General features: G+C 74.0%; 13 protein-coding genes and 1 pseudogene. 6 read left to right on the top strand and 8 right to left on the bottom strand.

Annotated elements, in window-relative coordinates; translation table 11 throughout:
* Window positions 1-106 precede the first annotated feature (106 nt).
* Window positions 107-1,564: a methyltransferase gene (locus Q3Y56_RS11270; RefSeq protein WP_304461819.1), complete on the top strand. Its 1,458-nt coding sequence runs from the start codon at window positions 107-109 to the stop codon at window positions 1,562-1,564.
* On the opposite strand, the gene Q3Y56_RS11265 is transcribed toward Q3Y56_RS11270, so the two are convergent.
* Window positions 1,515-2,417: a LysR family transcriptional regulator gene (locus Q3Y56_RS11265; RefSeq protein WP_304461818.1), complete on the bottom strand. Its 903-nt coding sequence runs from the start codon at window positions 2,415-2,417 to the stop codon at window positions 1,515-1,517. The two genes, Q3Y56_RS11270 and Q3Y56_RS11265, sit on opposite strands and share 50 nt — an antisense overlap.
* A 100-nt stretch (window positions 2,418-2,517) precedes the next feature.
* On the opposite strand from Q3Y56_RS11265, the pseudogene Q3Y56_RS11260 reads away from it, so the two are divergent.
* Window positions 2,518-3,345 (top strand): annotated as a pseudogene (locus Q3Y56_RS11260) (EamA family transporter); the annotation flags it as partial.
* 112 nt (window positions 3,346-3,457) lie between these two features.
* Here the strand turns inward: Q3Y56_RS11260 and Q3Y56_RS11255 are convergent.
* The 3 genes from Q3Y56_RS11255 to Q3Y56_RS11245 all read right to left on the bottom strand — a co-directional run bounded on the left by Q3Y56_RS11255 (window position 3,458) and on the right by Q3Y56_RS11245 (window position 6,878).
* Complete coding sequence (locus Q3Y56_RS11255; RefSeq protein WP_304461817.1) at window positions 3,458-4,255, bottom strand: sugar phosphate isomerase/epimerase; 798 nt, start codon at window positions 4,253-4,255, stop codon at window positions 3,458-3,460.
* 92 nt (window positions 4,256-4,347) lie between these two features.
* Window positions 4,348-5,571 (bottom strand): class I SAM-dependent methyltransferase, encoded by a 1,224-nt coding sequence (locus Q3Y56_RS11250; RefSeq protein WP_304461816.1) that lies wholly within the window; start codon window positions 5,569-5,571, stop codon window positions 4,348-4,350.
* Between the two features lie 245 nt (window positions 5,572-5,816).
* Window positions 5,817-6,878, bottom strand: coding sequence for a LacI family DNA-binding transcriptional regulator (locus Q3Y56_RS11245; protein WP_304461815.1), 1,062 nt, complete (start codon window positions 6,876-6,878; stop codon window positions 5,817-5,819).
* A 302-nt stretch (window positions 6,879-7,180) separates the two neighbouring features.
* Here Q3Y56_RS11245 and Q3Y56_RS11240 point away from each other — a divergent pair, with 302 nt between their 5' ends.
* From Q3Y56_RS11240 to Q3Y56_RS11230, 3 genes are read left to right on the top strand one after another with little or no spacing between them, the layout of a single operon-like run.
* On the top strand, window positions 7,181-8,341 hold the full coding sequence (locus tag Q3Y56_RS11240; protein WP_304461814.1) for a Gfo/Idh/MocA family protein: 1,161 nt from the start codon (window positions 7,181-7,183) through the stop codon (window positions 8,339-8,341).
* Window positions 8,338-9,513, top strand: a complete 1,176-nt coding sequence (locus tag Q3Y56_RS11235) for a dihydrodipicolinate synthase family protein (protein ID WP_304461813.1) — start codon at window positions 8,338-8,340, stop codon at window positions 9,511-9,513. The genes Q3Y56_RS11240 and Q3Y56_RS11235 overlap by 4 nt, the downstream gene beginning before the upstream one ends.
* The gene (locus Q3Y56_RS11230) at window positions 9,510-10,352 is read left to right on the top strand and encodes a sugar phosphate isomerase/epimerase (RefSeq protein ID WP_304461812.1); all 843 of its coding nucleotides are present in this window, start codon (window positions 9,510-9,512) and stop codon (window positions 10,350-10,352) included. Before Q3Y56_RS11235 ends, Q3Y56_RS11230 begins: the two co-directional genes overlap by 4 nt.
* Before the next feature lie 75 nt (window positions 10,353-10,427).
* Here the strand turns inward: Q3Y56_RS11230 and Q3Y56_RS11225 are convergent, their stop codons facing one another.
* The 4 genes from Q3Y56_RS11225 to rbsK all read right to left on the bottom strand — a co-directional run bounded on the left by Q3Y56_RS11225 (window position 10,428) and on the right by rbsK (window position 15,908).
* Window positions 10,428-11,174: a dual specificity protein phosphatase family protein gene (locus tag Q3Y56_RS11225; RefSeq protein WP_304461811.1), complete on the bottom strand. Its 747-nt coding sequence runs from the start codon at window positions 11,172-11,174 to the stop codon at window positions 10,428-10,430.
* Between the two features lie 230 nt (window positions 11,175-11,404).
* Window positions 11,405-12,454 carry a hypothetical protein gene (locus Q3Y56_RS11220; protein ID WP_304461810.1) on the bottom strand — a complete coding sequence of 350 codons (1,050 nt, stop codon included), beginning with the start codon at window positions 12,452-12,454 and terminating at the stop codon, window positions 11,405-11,407.
* Between the two features lie 8 nt (window positions 12,455-12,462).
* Complete coding sequence (locus Q3Y56_RS11215) at window positions 12,463-14,535, bottom strand: PEP/pyruvate-binding domain-containing protein (protein WP_304461809.1); 2,073 nt, start codon at window positions 14,533-14,535, stop codon at window positions 12,463-12,465.
* Window positions 14,536-14,999: 464 nt separating this feature from the next.
* Window positions 15,000-15,908 (bottom strand): ribokinase, encoded by a 909-nt coding sequence (gene rbsK / locus Q3Y56_RS11210; protein WP_304461808.1) that lies wholly within the window; start codon window positions 15,906-15,908, stop codon window positions 15,000-15,002.
* A gap of 225 nt (window positions 15,909-16,133) precedes the next feature.
* Between rbsK and Q3Y56_RS11205 the strand changes: the two genes are divergently transcribed.
* Window positions 16,134-18,368, top strand: a complete 2,235-nt coding sequence (locus Q3Y56_RS11205) for an ATP-dependent RecD-like DNA helicase (protein WP_304461807.1) — start codon at window positions 16,134-16,136, stop codon at window positions 18,366-18,368.
* The last annotated feature ends 143 nt before the right edge of the window (window positions 18,369-18,511 follow it).

Raw genomic sequence — 18,511 nt, 5'->3', positions numbered from 1 at the left:
GGACGCACCCGGCCGCGGAAGGACGCGGGGGCCCCGGTCGGGTGGGTGCGCGCTTGTGCTCCGGACCCGGTCGGGTGGGTGGGCGCTTGTGCTCCGGGGGCGCGCGATGACCGCCGATCCCGCGCTCGTCCGCGCCGTCGGGCTGTTCGTGCCCCTGCTCGCCACCGCCGCTGCCGCCGCCCTGCGGCCGCCCGCGCGGCGCACGCTCGCCGCCGCGATCCTCGCCACCGCCTGGCAGATCGTCTGGCTGCCCGCGCTCAACCTCCTCGCCGTGCACACCGGCTGGTGGTCCTTCCACGCCGAGGGCGGCACCGCCGCCGGGCTCCCCGTCGACCTGATGCTCGGCTGGGCGCTGCTGTGGGGCGCCCTGCCCGTCCTCGCCGGCGCCGACCGGCTGCCGCTGCCGCTCGTCGTGGCCGCCCTCACCTGGTTCGACCTCGCCGCGATGCCGCTCGCCGCGCCCGTCGTCCGGCTCGGCGGCGCCTGGCTGCTGGGCGAGGCGGTCGGCGTCGCCGTGGCGCTGGTGCCCGGCCTGCTGCTGGCCCGCTGGACCGTACGCGGCAGACACCTGGCCGTACGCGCCGGCATGCAGGTGCTCCTCAGCGGGGCCCTGATGCTCGCCGGGCCGCTGGCCCTCGCCGCGCCCCGACTGCCCGGTGGCACCACCGGACTGCTGACGGCCGCTCAACTGCTCGCGGTGCCCCTGCTGCTCGGTGTCGTCGCCGTACGCGAGTTCGTCCAGCGCGGCGGCGGCACGCCGGTGCCGTACGACCCGCCGGTCCGGCTGGTCACCAGCGGCCCGTACGCCTACGTACGCAATCCCATGCAACTGTCGATCACGCTCAGCTATGCGCTGCTCGGGGCCCTCGCGCTGGACTGGCGGCTGCTCGCGGCGGCTGCCAGCGCCTTCGCGTACGGTGCCGGGCTCGCCGACTGGCACGAGGGCGCCGGGCTGCGCGAGACGTACGGCGCGGCGTGGACGGAGTACCGCCGCGGGGTACGCGCCTGGGTGCCGCGCGCGCGGCCCTGGCCGGGCGCGGCCACCGCCCGGCTCTACGTCGCGCAGAGCTGCGGCCCGTGCACCGGCTTCGGCCGGTGGATCGCGCGCCGCGAGCCGACCGGGCTGGTCCTGGTGCCCGCCGAGACCCACCCCGAGCGGCTGCGCCGGATGCGGTACGAGACGGATGACGGGGCCGTGCGCGCCGACGGCGTCGCGGCGGTCGGCCGGATGCTCGGCCATCTCCACCTGGGCTGGGCGGTGCTGGGGTGGCTGCTGGTCGTACCGGGCGTCCGCTGGTTCGTGCAACTGTGCGCGGACGCGTTCGGCGCGGGGCCACGGGACATCCCGCACCGGGCCTCGCAGCCTGAGCCTGTGGCGCCCCGCTCCGGCGGCAAAAGCACCGTCAGCCGCCCTGCCGGCGGCGCAGCGACCAGTGGTCTTGCAGCAGTGAGCGGCGCAGCGGCCAATGTTCCCGCAACAGTGAGCGGGGCAGCGGCCAGTGGTCTTGCAGTAGTCAGCGGCGCAGCGGCCAGTGGTCCCGCAGCACCCGCACCGCCTCGGTGATCGCCGGGCGCCGCGCCGCGCCCGGCCGCCACAGGGCGTACAGTCGCCGTACCGGCGCCGGCTCCAGCGGGATCGTGCACACTCCCTCCGGCACGGCCGACCGGCCGAGCCGTGGCACCAGGGCGATCCCCAGACCGGCCGCGACCAGCGCGATCTGCGTCTGGTACTCGGCGACCTGGTACGCCAGATCCGGCTCGTGCCCGGAGGCGCGCAGCGTACGGACCAGCCAGTCGTGGCACACCGAGCCCGGCGGCTGGCAGATCCACCGTTGGTCGGCCAGGTCGGCGCGGCGCAGTACGTCGCGTCCGGCCAGCGGATGACCGGCCGGGACCAGGACGTCCGACGGGTCGTCGCCGATGACGGCGCGCTCCACGCCGTCCGGCGCGGGCAGCGGGGAGATGTCCCAGTCGTGCGTGATCGCCATGTCGATCACCCCGCGCGCCACCAGGTCGGGGGTCACATGCGGGTCGAGCTCGACCAGCCGGGCGTCCAGAGTCGGGTGGGCGCACGTGAGTTCGGCCAGTACGGACGGCATCAGCCCGCGCGCGGCCGACGCGAACGCGCCGATCACCAGCCGGCCCGTCGGCAGTCCGCGCCGCTCCTCCAGCGCGGTCTCGGCCTGTTCGACGAGGACGAGCAACTGCTGTGCGGTCGCTGCCAGCTGCTGCGCCGCGTCGGTCAGCACCACGCCCCTGCCCTGCCGCTCCAGCAGCGTGGTCCTGGTCTCCCGCTCCAGCTTGGCGATCTGCTGTGAGACGGCCGACGGGGTGTAGCCGAGCGCGATGGCGGCCGCGCTGATCGAACCGTGCGTGGCGACCGCGTGCAGCGCGCGCAGCCGTGAGAGCTCCAGCATCCGGCCTCCCCTTCCACTCCCTGACCTTGTAGCGATGCTGCATCCAATCATGAAGTAATCAGCGCTGGTCCTTCATGGTCATGGCCGGGATGCTCGACGCATGCGACCCGCTCACCTCCTGCTCGCTGTCCTCATCGCCGCCGTCTGGGGCGTCAACTTCGTCGTCATCGAGGTCGGTCTCGACCACTTCCCGCCGCTGCTCTTCTGCGCGCTGCGCTTCCTGGCGGCGGCGCTGCCCGCCGTCTTCTTCGTCGGACGGCCGCAGGTCCCCTGGCGCTGGATCATCGGGGTGGGGCTGGCGCTCGGCGTCGCCAAGTTCGGGCTGCTGTTCGTCGCCATGCACCAGGGCCTGCACGCCGGGCTCTCCTCGCTCGTGCTGCAGATCCAGGCCGTCTTCACCGCCCTGTTCGCCGCCGTCGTCCTCGGCGAACGCCCCGGCCCCGTCCGGCTGGTCGGCATGGCCGTCGCCCTCACCGGAATCGCCGTGGCGGCCGTCGACGAGGGCGCGTCGGGCCCGGTGCTCGGCTTCGTCCTCGCCATCGCCGCCGCGGCCGGCTGGGGCGTGTCCAACATCCTCATGCGCCGCGCCGCCCCACCCGACGCGCTGCGCTTCATGGTGTGGGTGAGCGTGGTGCCCGTCCTGCCGCTGCTCGGCCTCTCCCTGGTCTTCGAGGGCCCGGCCGCCGACCGCGCGGCGCTCGCCTCGCTCGACTGGGGCGGCGTCGGCACCATCCTCTACGTCGCGTGGGGCGCGACCGTACTGGGCTTCGGCGCCTGGAGCTTCCTGCTGCGCACCTATGACGCCTCCGCCGTCGCGCCGTTCTCCCTGCTCGTCCCGGTCTTCGGCATGTCCTCGGCGGCCCTGCTGCTGGGCGAGGAGGTCAGCCCGCTGCGCTGGGTGGCCGCCGCGCTGCTGGTCGGCGGCGTGGCGCTCACCTCGCTGCCCGGAATCCGCCTTCCCGGCCTCCGACTCCCGGCGGACAGGCCGTCCGGGGGCCGGCAGTCACGAGTCAGGTCGTCAGGAGTCGGGTCGCCCGGGGTCAGGCGGCGTCCGCGAGCAGCCGCATCAGATGGTCCCGCGCCGGCCCCAACAGCCCCGGCAGCGGCGCCACCTGCGGATACCAGTGCCTCTCGTACTCCCAGCACAGCCACCCCTCCCACCCGGACCGGCTGAGCAACTCCACGCACTCGCCGAGCGGCAGCACCCCGTCGCCCAGTGGCAGTGGAGTGGTGTCCTCCGCCGACGCGATGTCCTTGACCTGCACACAGCCCAGGTGCGGGGCGAGCGCGGCGAAGGTGTCGGCCGGTTCCTCACCGCCGAGCCACGGGTGCATCAGATCCCAGATCGCCCCGACCCCGTCGGCCTGGACGTCCGCCAGGACGCGAGCCGTGTCGGCGCCGGTGGGGTGCGAGTCGTGGGTCTCCAGGAGCAGCCGCACGCCCAGGCCCGCGGCGTACGGCGCGGCCGCCGCCAGCCGCCGTGCCGCCGCCGCGTCCGCCTCGGCCGGCGCCTGCCCGGAGCCGCCGGGGAAGACCCGTACGAAGGGTGCGCCGAGGTCCGCGGCGAGGCGGGACAGCTCCCGCAGGCCCGCCACGACCGGTTCGTCCGGGCCCGCCTCGGCCACGCGCACATACCCCGCGACGGTCGCGATCTCCACCCGGACCGCCCGGAACGCCTCCACCACGGCCGCCCGCCCGGCCGCGTCGAGACCCGGGTGCACCGGCTCTTCGGGGTGCGTACGCAGCTCCACCCCGTGGTAGCCGTGCTCGGCCGCGAGCGCAGCGACCTGGGGGACGGGCAGCCCGGAGACCCCGAGCGTGGAAAAGGCAAGCTTCATCGGGCGCCTCGCAAGGGATCGGTGGGCAGGCCGGAGGGGGAATCCGGTACGTATCGGATGTGACGGGACGTTAGGCAGCCCGGGCCGGGCGGTCAACGACCGCCTCGGGGAGTCAGCCGCCATAGCGAGGTCACCTCCGCCGCGCGTGCCCGGTGCAGGGGATCGGCCGGGTCCGCCGCGCGCGGATGCCGGGGGCGGACGTCGATACGGTCCACCACGGTCAGCCCCGCCCGGTCGAACGCCGTGAGCAGCTCGGCGCGGGACCGCAGCCCCATGTGCTCGGCGAGGTCGGAGAGGACCAGCCAGCCCTCACCGCCGGGCGTCAGATGCGCGGCCAGCCCGTCGAGGAAGCCGTTCAGCATCCGGCCGCCGGGGTCGTAGACCGCGTACTCCACCGGAGAACTGGGACGGGCGGGCACCCACGGCGGATTGCACACGACGAGCGGCGCCCGCCCGGACGGGAACAGGTCGGCCTCGACGACCGCCACCCGGCCGTCCGGCACCAGGCGGGCCAGATTCTCCCGGGCGCAGCCCAGCGCGCGCGGATCCTGGTCCGTCGCGACCACCCGGCCGATGCCGCGCCGCGCCAGCACGGCCGCCAGCACACCGGTCCCGGTGCCGATGTCGAACGCCAGGGCCCGGTCGGCCGGGAGCGGCGCGCGCGCCACCAGGTCCACGTACTCGCCGCGCACCGGGGAGAAGACGCCGTAGTGCGGATGGATCCGGTCGCCGCCGAGTGCGGGCACCGGGACACCCTTCCTGCGCCATTCGTACGCGCCGATGAGCCCGGTCAGCTCCCGCAGGGAGAGCACCGACGGTTCCTCCGACGGGCCGTACGCCTGGGCGCAGACCTCGCGCACGTCCGGTGCCCGGCGCAGCGGAACCGTGTGCCCGGCGTCCAGCGGTACGAGGAGCAGCCCCAGCCTGCGGGCGCGCTCTGCCTGCGCCTTGCGGTGCAGATGGAACGCCTGGGCACGGACGGCGGCACCGGTGTCACCGGCGGCATCGACGGCCGTGCCGGCATCGACGGCCGTTCCGGTGCCGACGGCCGTTCCGGTGTCGAGGGCGGCGCGGGCGTCGAGGGCGGTGCCGACATCGAGGGCCGTGCCGACGCCGACGGCATCCGCGGGTGCCCTCCGCGCCGTCGCCCGACCGCGTGCCCCGCGCCGTCTGCGCGGCCCCCGGTCGGCGCGTCTGGCCATGGCGGCCAATAACTGGCGGGCGCCGTGGAAGTCACCGCGCCACAGCAGCGCGGTGCCCTCGGAGACCAGGCGGTAGGCGGCGTCGGCGGTGAGCCGGTCGTCGGCCACCACCACCCGCCGCGGGGGTGGCGCGCCGCTCTCGGAACGCCAACGGGCGCTGCGCGCCTCGTCGTCCTCGCTCCACTGAACGACCTGATGCGTAATCAGCGCGGCACCCTCCGCTCGTATCGGAACTGTCGATCTTTCCCTGCCCCACCCGGTCGCGCGAGCGATTTTCCGGCCGCGAGACGGCATACCGCGCACCCGGCATCGGCCGGACGCCCCCGTGCCGCAGCAGCCACGGAGGGCCGACGGCCAGGTCACACGGCGCCGGGCCGGGGCCGAGCCGTGGAGTCGCGCACCATCAGGTCGGCGCGTATCGTCGCGACCCCGCCCGGCGGCTGCGGTTCGCGGCCCACCGCCAGCCGCCCCGCCCGCGCGCCCGTCTGGTCGAGCGGCAGCCGCACCGTGGTGAGCGCCGGGACCGCGTCCGCGCTGAACGGCAGATCGTCGAAGCCCGCCACCGACACGTCCTGCGGTATCCGCAGCCCCTGGTCGCGCAGCGCCGCGCACACCCCCAGCGCGACGGTGTCGTTCGCGGCGACGACCGCCGTCAGATCCGGCTCCCGGCGCAGCAGTTCCAGGGCGGCGTCGTAGCCGGAAGAGCGGTCGTAGGAGCTGTGCACCGTCAGCCGCTCGTTCGCCGGTCCCTCGTGGCCCTCCGCCCCCCGGGCGGCCAGTGCGGCGCGGTGCCCCGCCAGCCGATCGGTCGTGGTGGTCCGCCCGGCCGGCCCCGCCACGTACCCGATCCGCCGGTGGCCGAGCGCCAGCACATGCTCCGTCAGCCGCCGGGCGCCGCCCGCGTGGTCGAAGGCGAGCGTCACCGCGTCGGCTATCGGCGGGCGCCCGCACAGCACCACCCGGGTGCCGGACGCCGCCAGCCGGGAGACCTTGGCGGCCACCGCGGCGGTGTGCTCGGCGTCCTCCACCGTGCCGCCGGTGAGGATGACGGCGGCGGCGCGCTGACGCTGGAGGAGGGTGAGGTAGGTCAGTTCGCGCTCGGGCGCGCCACCGGTGTTGCAGATGACGGCGAGCTTCTCACCGGCCCGGCCGTCCCCGATGCCCAACTCCGCCTGGGCCGCGCCGGCCAGGATTCCGAAGAAGGGGTCCGCGATGTCGTTGACCAGGACCCCGACGAGATCGGACGTGGCGGCCGCGAGCGCGCTCGCGGGGCCGTTGACCACGTACTCCAGCTCGTCGACGGCGCGCAGCACCCGGGCGCGGGTCGCCTCCGCGACCGGATAGTTACCGCTCAGCACGCGCGACACGGTCGCCGCCGAGACCCGAGCCCGTGCCGCCACATCGGCCAGGGTCACTGCCATGTGTTCCTCCAGAAGTGAGCACGGTGAAGGACGCGCGCGGCCGCCCCGGCACGCCGGATACCTCCGGGTTGCCGGCTCCGCGGGCTGACGGCGTCCATGCTCTCACTGGATCGGGCGGCGACGGGGAGCCTGTGGATAACTCGTCGGGCAGGGCGCCCGGCGGTCTCGACCGCTGCGCACCCTTGTCCCACCGAGAGCGGAGCCATTAGCGTCATCACCCGCAGAAAGCGCTTTCTGTCCGCCTTGCCACGGAGCCACCGCCTCCGCCTTGCCACGGAGCCACCGCCGAGGAAAGGACCCCAGTGACACGCACCGCACTGCGCATCGCCATGAACGGCGTGACCGGCCGCATGGGATACCACCAGCACCTCGTCGGATCCCTGCTCGCCATCCGCGAAAGCGGCGGCGTCGACATCGGCGACGGCCGCGTGCTGTGGCCGGAGCCGCTGCTCGTCGGCCGCCGCGCGCATGCCCTGCGGGCCATCGCCGAGCGGCACGGGCTCGACCCGGTGGCGGACGTCTCCACCGACCTCGACGCGGTCCTCGCCGACCCGGCCGTCGACCTCTACTTCGACGCCCAGGTCACCTCCGTCCGCGAGGAGTCCGTGGCCAAGGCCATCGCGGCGGGCAAGCACGTCTACACCGAGAAGCCGACCGCCTCCGGACTGGCCGGGGCCCTGGAACTGGCCCGGCTCGCCGACGCCGCCGGGATCCGGCACGGAGTCGTCCAGGACAAGCTGTTCCTGCCGGGGCTGCGCAAACTGAAACGGCTCGTGGACGGCGGGTTCTTCGGACGGATCCTCTCGGTGCGCGGCGAGTTCGGCTACTGGGTCTTCAAAGGCGACTGGCAGCCCGCCCAGCGGCCGTCGTGGAACTACCGCGCGGCGGACGGCGGCGGCATCGTCACCGACATGTTCCCGCACTGGGAGTACGTCCTGCGCGAGCTGTTCGGCCCCGTGAAGACCGTTCAGGCGCACGTCACCACGCACATCCCGCGCCGATGGGACGAGTCGGGCGACCCGTACGAGGCCACCGCCGACGACGCGGCGTACGGCATCTTCGAGCTGGCGGACGGTGTCGTCGCGCAGATCAACTCCTCCTGGGCGGTCCGCCCGCACCGTGACGAACTGGTCGAGTTCCAGGTGGACGGAACCGAGGGCTCGGCCGTCGCGGGCCTGCGCCGCTGCCGGGTCCAGCACCGGTCCGCCACGCCCAGGCCGGTGTGGGACCCGGACGCCCCCACGGCGGAGGACCTCCGCGGCGGATGGCAGGAGGTCCCGGACAACGAGCACTTCATGGGCGGCTTCCGGGCCCAATGGGAGGCGTTCTTGCGGCATGTGGCACTCGACGAACCGTGGCACTGGGACCTGCTGGCGGGCGCCCGCGGGGTGCAGCTGGCCGAGCTGGGCCTCGCCTCGTCGGCCCAGGGGCGCCGCCTGGACGTACCGGAGCTGGCGCTGTGACCCTTCGACTTCCCGCCCCGGGCGGCGGGTTGCGCCCGTACCGGCCGCGCACCGAGCCCGCCGAACACATCAAGGGCGGCGCTCCGCCGGTCTCCCGTACGGTCTACGCGGCCGCCCACGTGGTGGCCGATCCGCTCGCCGACACCGGGCCCGACGGGCCCGCGGCCGTCGACTGGGACGCCACCCTCGCGTTCCGCCGCCACCTGTGGTCGCACGGCCTGGGGGTGGCCGAGGCCATGGACACGGCGCAGCGCGGCATGGGCCTGGGCTGGGCGGGCGCGGCCGAGCTGATCCGCCGTTCCGCCGCCGAGGCCCGGTCCATGGGCGGACGGCTCGTCTGCGGAGTCGGCACCGACCAGCTGCCGCCCGTCCCGGAGGGGGGCCGGGCGGCGGCCCTCGCCGGTGTCCGGGCGGCGTATGAGGCCCAACTCGCGCTCGTGGAGGACGAAGGCGCGACCGCCGTCATCATGGCGTCGCGCGCACTGGCCGCCGTCGCCCGCGGTCCGGAGGACTACCTGGAGCTCTACGGCACGCTGCTGCGGCAGGCCCGGGAACCGGTCGTCCTGCACTGGTTGGGGCCGATGTTCGATCCGGCGCTCACCGGCTACTGGGGCAGCGCCGATCTGGACGCCGCCACCGCCACCCTGCTCGAGGTGATCACAGCGCACCCCGACAAGGTCGACGGCATCAAGGTCTCATTGCTCGACGCGGGACGCGAGATCGGGCTGCGCCGCCGACTCCCCGACGGAGTGCGCTGTTATACGGGAGACGACTTCCACTATCCGGAACTCATCGCGGGTGACGGGCGCGGATTCAGCCACGCCCTGCTCGGCGTCTTCGATCCCCTCGGCCCGCTCGCCGCGGAGGCCGTACGGACCCTGGACACCGGTGACACGGCCGGGTTCCGCGCTCTCCTCGACCCGACCGTGGCCCTGTCCCGCCATCTGTTCCAGACCCCCACCCAGTACTACAAGACGGGCGTGGTGTTCCTGGCCTGGCTGGCCGGGCACCAGGGCCACTTCACGATGATCGGCGGCCTTGAGGGGGCGCGGTCCCTGCCGCACCTGGCGCGCGCGTACGAACTGGCCGACGGGCTCGGCCTGTTCCCGGACCCGGCGCTCGCCGAGGCCCGGATGAGGAAGCTGCTCGCGGTCCGCGGAGGTATCACATGAACGCTGCCGCGGACGGTCTCGGCAGGCTCAGCATCAATCAGAAGACGATCCGCCAGTGGTCGCTGCCGGAACTGGTCGAAGGCTGTGCGCGGGCCGGAGTGCCGGGGGTGGGGCTGTGGCGCGGGCCGGTGCGGGAGTACGGCGTCGAGGCGGCGGAGCGGCTCGTACGCGCGGCGGGCCTGATGGTCACCAGCTTGTGCCGGGGCGGTTTCCTCACCGCCTCCGACCCCGCCGAACGGGCCCGCGCGCTGGCCGACAACCGCGCGGCGATCGAGGAGGCCGCGACCCTGGGCACCGACACGCTGGTGCTGGTCTCCGGCGGCCTCCCGGCGGGCAGCCGGGACCTGCGCGGCGCGCGGGAGCGGGTCGCGGACGCGCTGGGGGAACTGGGGCCGTACGCGGCCAGGCTCGGCGTACGCCTGGCCATCGAGCCGCTCCACCCGATGTACGCGGCCGACCGCTGCGTGGTCTCCACCCTGGCCCAGGCCCTCGACCTCGCCGAGCGGTACCCCTCCGATCGGGTGGGCGTCGTCGTGGACACGTACCACCTGTGGTGGGACGACGCGGTGGCCCGGCAGATCGCGCGGGCGGGCGCGGGCTTGCGGATTGCAGCCTTCCAGGTCGCCGACTGGGTCACACCGCTGCCCGAGGGGGTCCTGCTCGGCCGGGGCCAGCTCGGCGACGGATCGGTGGACCTGCGCTGGTTCCGTGAACAGGTCGCGGCGGCCGGATACGACGGGCCGGTCGAGGTGGAGATCTTCAATCCCGCCCTGTGGGCACGGGACGGCGCCGAGGTGCTGGCGGAGATCGCGGAACGCTATCGGGCCCACGTGCTGTGAAGCACGCGGGCCCGATAGTGCGGTGGTGGGGTCGGGCACCGGCTGCTGCCGGCGGTCGACCGGGAGGTTCACCCGTCAGAAGTACGACATGACCCGGCGCGGCGCGTCGACCAGGCGGCTGACGGCCTCCACCGGCAGCGGCGGCTGCTCGGCCTTGTCCTTGTCGAGGTTGAGCGCGTAATAGATCTGCTCGATCGACGGCGGGCCGACGGAGAGGTTGCGGCGGACGGCCTCGGAGCCGGTCAGCTCGCCCGTACGGACCAGGTACGCGGCGGCCATGGAGCCGGTACGGCCCACGCCCGCGCCGCAGTGCACGTACACCGGCCCGTCCGCGTTCCGTACGACCTCGAGGAACCGGTCGACCTGCGCCTGAGTCGGGGTCTGGCCGTCGCGGATGGGCATCCGCACGAGCTTCAGGCCCGCGCGCTCCGGCCCGGCCAGCTGGTGGGCGGTCAGGTCCTCGGCTCGGAGGTCCACGACCGTGGTGATGCCCTTGTCGGCCAGCTCGCGGTAGCCGGCGGGGGAGGGCGCCGACCCGCGCCACAGCTTCTGGTCCTTGTCGACCGGCTGGAAGTGGTTCATGCCCTGGACGGACGCGGCCACCGCCGGCGGCGGAGTCTCGTGGCGCACCCACTGCGAGGCCACCAGGATGCCCAGCGTGCCGGTGGCCCACAGCGCCAGGTAGCCGAGCGCGGTGAAGCCCAGGATGCGCAGCGCCAGGCGGACGCGCCTGCGGCCCTTGGAGGGGCCGGGAGCGGGGGCGGTGTCGTCGGGGGAGATCGAGGAGGCGGGGCGGGCGGGGAGCGGAGTGAGGACAGCCATGAAGTGAGGGACCCGGGGGCTCGGGGACAGGGCGGCTACGAAATTCGCAGCACAGAACCGGCATATTAGCCTGAAATCGGACTTCTGAGTGTGACGTGCATCTCAGGTCCGCTTCCCCGGGGCTTGCTCGAAGCATCCCGCAGGGTCCCTGACACCTGGCTGAAGCAGCCTGAACCCCGGCTGAACTCCCTGGTCGCCGCGCCTCTGCTACCGCCGAGTCCCCGTCCGCCTCAGCCGTCGTCCGGGTCCATATCGCCGATGCCGACGACCTGGAAGTGCGCGCCGTCCACGGTCGCGTCCTCCAGGCATCCGTGCAGCCGCAGCGTGTCGTGCGGGGTCAGCGCGGGGTGGACGGCCCCCGCGTACAGCCCGTCGCCGAGCTCGCCCAGTGTGGCGTGCCGCAGCGGTACGGAGGTCGAGCCGCGGCAGTGCTCCCACATCTGGCGGGCGGCGAGCTCCGCCCGGTCCGATGTCCCGGACTCGTCCCGCAGCACCACCTTGACCAGCACCGATGTCCCGGCCGCGTCGCTCGCACGCTCCGCCCGGGTCTGCGTGAGATCGGCGAGCCCCATCACGCCCGCCGTCAGCAGGGCGACCGCGGTCAGCGCGATCGCCCCGACCGTCCAGGGGCTGCGTCCCCGCCCCAGTGGTGGGAGGTCCTCCAGATCCGGCCCGTACGGATCGCCTGGACCGTCCGGATCGCCTGGACCGTCCGGAGTGCCCTTGCCGCCCGCGCGCCCTGCTCCGCCGCCGTCCGGCGCCCCCAAAGGAGGCGCGGCGAGCGGCGCCAGCCGCCCGGCCAGCCGCCGGTCGGCGGCCGGCCGCACCGTGGACTCGGCGACCTTCTGCACGACCCAGGCCAGCCCGGAGAGCAGCACGCCGGTCACCATCAGCACAGGGACGAACACGTGGGTGCGGTTCAGCCCGGGATCGGCCGGATCCTCCAGCCACCGGAAGCGGGGGCGTACCGCCCCTGCCGTCCCCGGAGGCGACCCCGGCCCGTCGACCGTCCCCCAGCCACCGCTGGGCGGTGCCCCCAGCCGCAGCCGGGCCAGGACCTCCTCCCGCCGCCGGTCGGCGGACAGGCTCTTGTCGATCCGTGCCTCCAGCCGGGAGATCCGGCCGAGGACGGCCAACCCGAACAGCAGCACCTCGACGATCAGCAGCAGGACGCCGCACAGGATGGCCCGCTGCCACTGCCAGCGATAGAGGTAGATCACCACATAGGAGGCCGCACCGACCGCCGCGGCCCCGCCGAACAGGTACACCAGGTGTCGCATCAGGAGCCTCATCGGTCCACCTCCCGCTCCTGGCCCCCCGGGCAGCCGCTGCCGGACTCGGCGGACACCTCACCGGTGGTGCCGTCGAGCGTGAGCCGGGTGCCGGGCGGGAAGCGCCGTACCGCGTCGCCGACACCGACCACGGCAGGCAGCCGGAACTCGCGGGCCAGCACCGCCAGATGGGACAGCGGACTGCCGGTCTGTGCCACCAAACCGGTCACCGCGGGCAGCAGCGGGGCCAGCGCCGGGTCCAGGGTCCGTACGACGAGGACCGCGTCCGGTGGCCGCGTGCCGCCGCCGTCCCATGAGGTCCCGGTCACCCTGCCCGCGGAGACGCCCTGCCCCGCCCCGATCCGGTGGTGTGCGGACCGCTCGGGCACGACCACGCCGCCGTCCGCCAGCCGGAACGCGTCCGGCAGCGGCGCGCTCGCCGTACGGGCCAGCCGCTCGCCGAGGTCACCGGGCAGCGGGCCGTGCCGGAGCGCGGTGATCAGCTCCGGCCAGCGCAGCAGCGCGACGCGTTCGGGTTCGGCCAGCGCGCCCCGTGCCGCCAGCCGCCGGGCGGTCTCCCGTACCAGCCGCGCCTGGAGTTCCTGCACCCAGCGGACACGCAGCCGCAGCGCCTCCCGTACGGGCAGCGAGGCGACGCCCGCGCCGTAACCGCTGGATCCGCCGGTCGCGGAGGACGTGTCGCGCGGCAACCGGGGTGGCGTGGTCACGCTCGGCGGGGCGAGCGCGAGCACGACCGGGGAGGAGGCGATGATCTGCGCGTCGGTCAGGCCGCGCTCCCGGCCGTCGGCGAGCGCGGAGAGCGCGACCCCGGCGGATGTGGCGCCGCGCGCGTCGCCCAGCAGTGCGCCCGCCAGCGCCTCCTGCGCGTGCAGGGCCACCAGGGCGCCACGGGCCCACCGCAGCAGCGCGATCAACTCGGCCCGGTCCAGCTCGCGCGGCGGCCCCGTCTCGGCGAGCCTGCGGTCGACGTCGGCGAGCAGATCGAGCGCGAGCTGCGGCAGCACCGAGTGCAGCCGGCCGACCCGCCAGGCCGCCGCGAGCCTTCGTGCCCCCGGCAGCGGGTTGACCAGGTGCAGGAACCGGTGCCGGGGCGGCACCGCGCCGAGCAGCTCCAGATCGGCGGCGACCCGCCCGCCGATCGTACGGACCACCGGCAGCGCGCGCAGTCTGCGGCGCGGCACGGTCGCGCCGATGTCCAGGGCGGCGGCGAGCCCCCGGGACATCGGGAGCACCCACAGGTCCTCCTCCAGCGGCTGCAGCGCGTCCGGCAGGGTCTCGGCGACCGGCCCCGGACCCAGCAGCCGCGCCCCGCGCGGCGGACGGGCGGCCATCGCCGTGATCGGGCGGCTCTGGAGCAGCCACAGCTTCCCGTCCCCGTCGAACGCGAACTCGATGTCCTGAGGGCTGCCGAACAACTGCCGGGCGTGCCGCGCCAGCCGGGCCAGCCTGTGCAGCTCGGCGCGCCCCAGCACCAGGTCGGCGTCCGGCTCCGGCGGCTCGGTGCGCAGCAGCCGGCCGTGCCGGGTCAGGTGGTGGTCGGTGCCGGACTGCTCGCCGCTGACCAGGGCGTCCGGACCGCCCCGTACCGCGCTGACCAGCATCCGGTCGTCGCGGCCCTCGACCGGGTCGGCGCCGAAGAGCACTCCGCCCGCGGTGGCTGGCAGCATGCGCTGCACGAGGACGGCCATGGGGGCGGGCGGGTCGCCGCCGGGCCGCCGCGCCGAGCCGAGCACGGTCCTCACGGCCGCGCGGAACGCCTCCCAGCCGCGCACGTCCAGTACGGAGGTGAACTGCCCCGCCATGGACGAGTCCTGGGTGTCCTCGTGCGCCGAGGAGGAGCGGACGACCAGGGCGTGGGCACCGTCCGCGGACAGCTCGCGCCACGCCCGATGGACCGCCGGCGCGTCGCTGTCGGAGCCGTAGGGAATGACGAAACCGGGCAGCACGGGGAGTCCGGCGTGGGCGGCGCGCGCCAGATGGGCGGCTTTCGCGCCCGCGGACGCGGACCGCCGGGCGTCGGGGGCGTCCAGCGAGACGGTTCGGGTGGTGCGTTCCTCGATCGCTGTCATCGAACATCCTCCCGTTCCAGCCGCCAACAGGGGGGACGCGCGGGGGGCCTGCCCCGACGCCTGACAGCGGGATACAGGATGCGGTGAGCTCGGACGGTCCGGAGAGGGCCGACGCCAACTCGCCACTCGATGAAATGTTCGCACTCTGTTGGTCCCAAGGCCAGGTCACAGACGGTTTCCGGTCGGCACCAGGCGTATGCGAACGGGGCGGTCGGCGTGACAGCAGGCGATGCGTCGATAACTCCGGGAAACCGTGCAACCCTTCCCGCCCGATGTGAGTCGTACCCGTCATCAGGCCTTCCGCGAGGAGATCCGGGGGGATTTCGCGGGAGGCCTTGGGGGGGAGCACGGGGGAGTGAAGGGGGCCCGGTCCATCGGACCGGGCCCCTCGAAACGTCCGCTCACCCCTTCCGGGGCAGACGTTGCAAATCGGTAAAATATTCAATTTTCCGTTCCGGACCGCCTCACGGGGCCGGCACCTCCCCGGCGGCCGGGAACGACTCCTGCGCCCCCGGCCGGGTCACCGCCGCCGCGCCCACGCGCACCGCGAACCGCACCGCGGTCTCCAGGTCGTCGCCCGCCCCCAGCCGATAGGCGAGCGCCCCGGTGAAGGCGTCGCCCGCCCCGGTGGTGTCCACGGCCGCGACCTTCGGGCTGGCCACCCGTACGGTGCCGTGCCGGTCCGCGACCAGCGCGCCCGCGGCGCCCAAGGTCACCACCACCGACCGCGGGCCGCGCGCGAGCAGGGCCGACGCCCAGACCTCCGGCGCGTCCTCCCGGGCCGCCGGGTGGTCCGCCAGCAGCACCCGCGCCTCGTGTTCGTTGACCACCAGTGGATCGCAGGCGGCGAGCACGTCGGAGGGCAGCGGGGCGGGCGGCGAGGGGTTGAGCACCACCCGCGTGCCGGGGCTCACCGTCCGCACCACCGCGCCGACCGTCTCCAGCGGGATCTCCAGTTGCAGCGAGACCACGCGGGCGGCCGCCAGGAGGCTGCCGGCGGCCCGCACGTCCGCCGGCGCCAGCCGGGCGTTGGCCCCGGGCGACACCACGATGCTGTTGTCGCCGGACGGATCCACGGTGATCAGGGCGACCCCGGTCGGGGCGCCGCCGACCAGGACCCCGCCGGTGTCGACGCCGGCGGCGCGCTGCGCGTCCAGCAGCATCCGGCCGTGCGCGTCGTCGCCGACCCGCGCGAGCAGCGCCGTACGGGCCCCCAACCGGGCGGCGGCGACCGCCTGGTTGGCGCCCTTGCCGCCGGGGTGGACCACCAGATCAGAGCCGAGGACCGTCTCGCCCGCCGCCGGGCGACGGTCGACACCGACCACCAGATCGGCGTTGGCCGACCCTACGACCAGCAGGTCGTAGTCGTGCATCCTGCACGTCCTTTCGTCCTGTACGTACGTTTGAGTCCTGATGTTTGACGAGAGCCGCCGCGCAAAGAGTGCCACCGCGCAAAGAGAGCCGCCGTGCAAAGAGCGGCTCTGCCTACCGGCTTTGTTGACGCCGCGGTCCGTGGCGACCACGGGCCCGGGCGGTGGACGGCCGCCGGTTGTCCACAGGCCCCGACGAGTGTCGGAGCCCGGCGGTACGGTCGGACCATGCTCAAACTCGCGGTGGTGGAAGGGGTCCTGGAGCGGATCACCTACGCCAATGAGGAGAACGGCTACACGGTCGCGCGCGTCGACACCGGCCGCGGCTCCGGCGACCTGCTGACCGTCGTCGGCTCGCTGCTCGGGGCGCAGCCGGGCGAGTCGCTGCGCATGGAGGGCCGCTGGGGCTCCCACCCGCAGTACGGCAGGCAGTTCACCGTCGAGAACTACACCACCGTGCTGCCCGCCACCGTCCAGGGCATCCGCCGGTACCTCGGCTCCGGGCTGATCAAGGGCATCGGCCCGCGGATCGCCGACCGGATCACCGAGCACTTCGGCGTCGACACCCTCGATGTCATCGAACGCGAGCCGCAGCGGCTGGTCGAGGTTCCCGGCCTCGGCCCCAAGCGCACCAGGATGATCGGCGCGGCATGGGAGGAGCAGAAGGCGATCAAGGAGGTCATGGTCTTCCTCCAGGGCGTCGGCGTCTCCACCTCCATCGCCGTGCGGATCTACAAGAAGTACGGTGACGCCTCCATCTCGGTGGTCAGGAACGAGCCGTACCGGCTGGCGGCCGACGTATGGGGCATCGGGTTCCTCACCGCCGACAAGATCGCCCAGTCGGTGGGCATCCCGCATGACAGCCCCGACCGGGTCAAGGCGGGCTTGCAGTACGCGCTGTCCCAGTCGACCGACAGCGGCCACTGCTATCTGCCCGAGGAGCAACTGATCGCGGACGCGGTGAAGTTGCTCCAGGTCGACACCGGGCTGGTCATCGACTGCCTCGGCGAGCTGGCGCAGGACCCCGAGGGCGTGGTCCGCGAGACGCTGCCCGGCGGAGACGGCGAGGAGCCCGTCACCGCCGTCTACCTCGTCCCGTTCCACCGTGCCGAGGTCTCCCTCGCCGGGCAGCTGCTGCGGCTGCTGCGCACCGAGGAGGACCGGATGCCGGTCTTCCAGGACGTGGCCTGGGACAAGGCGCTGAGCTGGCTGGCCGCGCGCACCGGCGCGGACCTCGCCCCGGAGCAGCGGGACGCGGTCAAGCTCGCGCTCACCGAGAAGGTCGCGGTGCTCACCGGCGGTCCGGGCTGCGGCAAGTCCTTCACGGTGCGGTCCGTGGTGGAGCTCGCCCGCGCCAAGAAGGCCAAGGTGGTGCTGGCGGCCCCCACCGGGCGGGCCGCCAAGCGGCTCGCCGAGCTGACCGGAGCGGACGCCTCCACCGTGCACCGGCTGCTGGAGCTCAAGCCCGGCGGGGACGCGGCGTACGACAGGGACCGCCCGCTGGACGCCGATCTGGTGGTGGTGGACGAGGCGTCCATGCTCGATCTGCTGCTCGCCAACAAGCTGGTCAAGGCGGTGCCGCCGGGTGCGCACCTGCTGCTGGTGGGCGATGTGGACCAGCTCCCGTCGGTCGGCGCGGGGGAGGTGCTGCGGGACCTGCTGGCGGAGGGCGGACCGGTGCCGGCGGTGCGGCTGACCCGGATCTTCCGGCAGGCTCAGCAGTCCGGGGTGGTCACCAACGCCCACCGCATCAACTCCGGGGTGCTCCCGGTCGCCGAGGGCATGGCGGACTTCTTCCTCTTCGCCGAGGAGGACACCGAGGAGGCCGGGCGACTCACGGTGGACGTGGCGGCCCGCCGGATCCCGGCGAAGTTCGGCCTCGACCCGCGCCGCGACGTCCAGGTGCTGGCCCCGATGCACCGCGGCCCGGCGGGCGCGGGCACCCTCAACGGACTGCTCCAGCAGGCCATCACCCCCGCCCGTCCCGACCTGCCCGAACGGCGCTTCGGCGGCCGCATCTTCCGCGTAGGGGACAAGGTCACGCAGATCAGGAACAACTACGAAAAGGGTGCGAACGGCGTCTTCAACGGCACGGTCGGCGTCGTCACGGACCTCGACAACGACGAGCAGCGGCTGACCGTGCTGACCGACGAGGACGAGGAGGTCGGGTACGACTTCGACGAACTGGACGAGCTGGCGCACGCCTACGCCGTGACGATCCATCGCTCCCAGGGCAGCGAGTACCCGGCGGTGGTGATCCCGGTGACCACCGGCGCCTGGATGATGCTCCAGCGCAATCTGCTGTATACGGCCGTGACCAGGGCAAAGCACCTCGTCGTACTTGTCGGCTCCCGGCGGGCGCTCGGCCAGGCGGTGCGCACGGTCTCCGCGGGCCGCCGGTGTACGGCATTGGATCACCGGATCGGCGGTGGCATCCGTGTCGGAAGGGTTTCCGAACAGTGACGAAGGGGGCAGGATGGCCTTGACAGCGGCACTGAGTGCCGCAGATAGGCCCTTCGGCCGACCCCGAGTGCACGTTCATCGTCCAAATGGGGGAAGGTAGGGGGTGTCAGGGCACCTCGAAGAAGAGAACCAGACGTCGGTGA

The organism is Streptomyces sp. XD-27 (genome assembly GCF_030553055.1).
In the GTDB taxonomy this organism is placed as follows: Bacteria; Actinomycetota; Actinomycetes; order Streptomycetales; family Streptomycetaceae; genus Streptomyces.
This window is presented reverse-complemented; position numbering and strand designations above follow the sequence as displayed.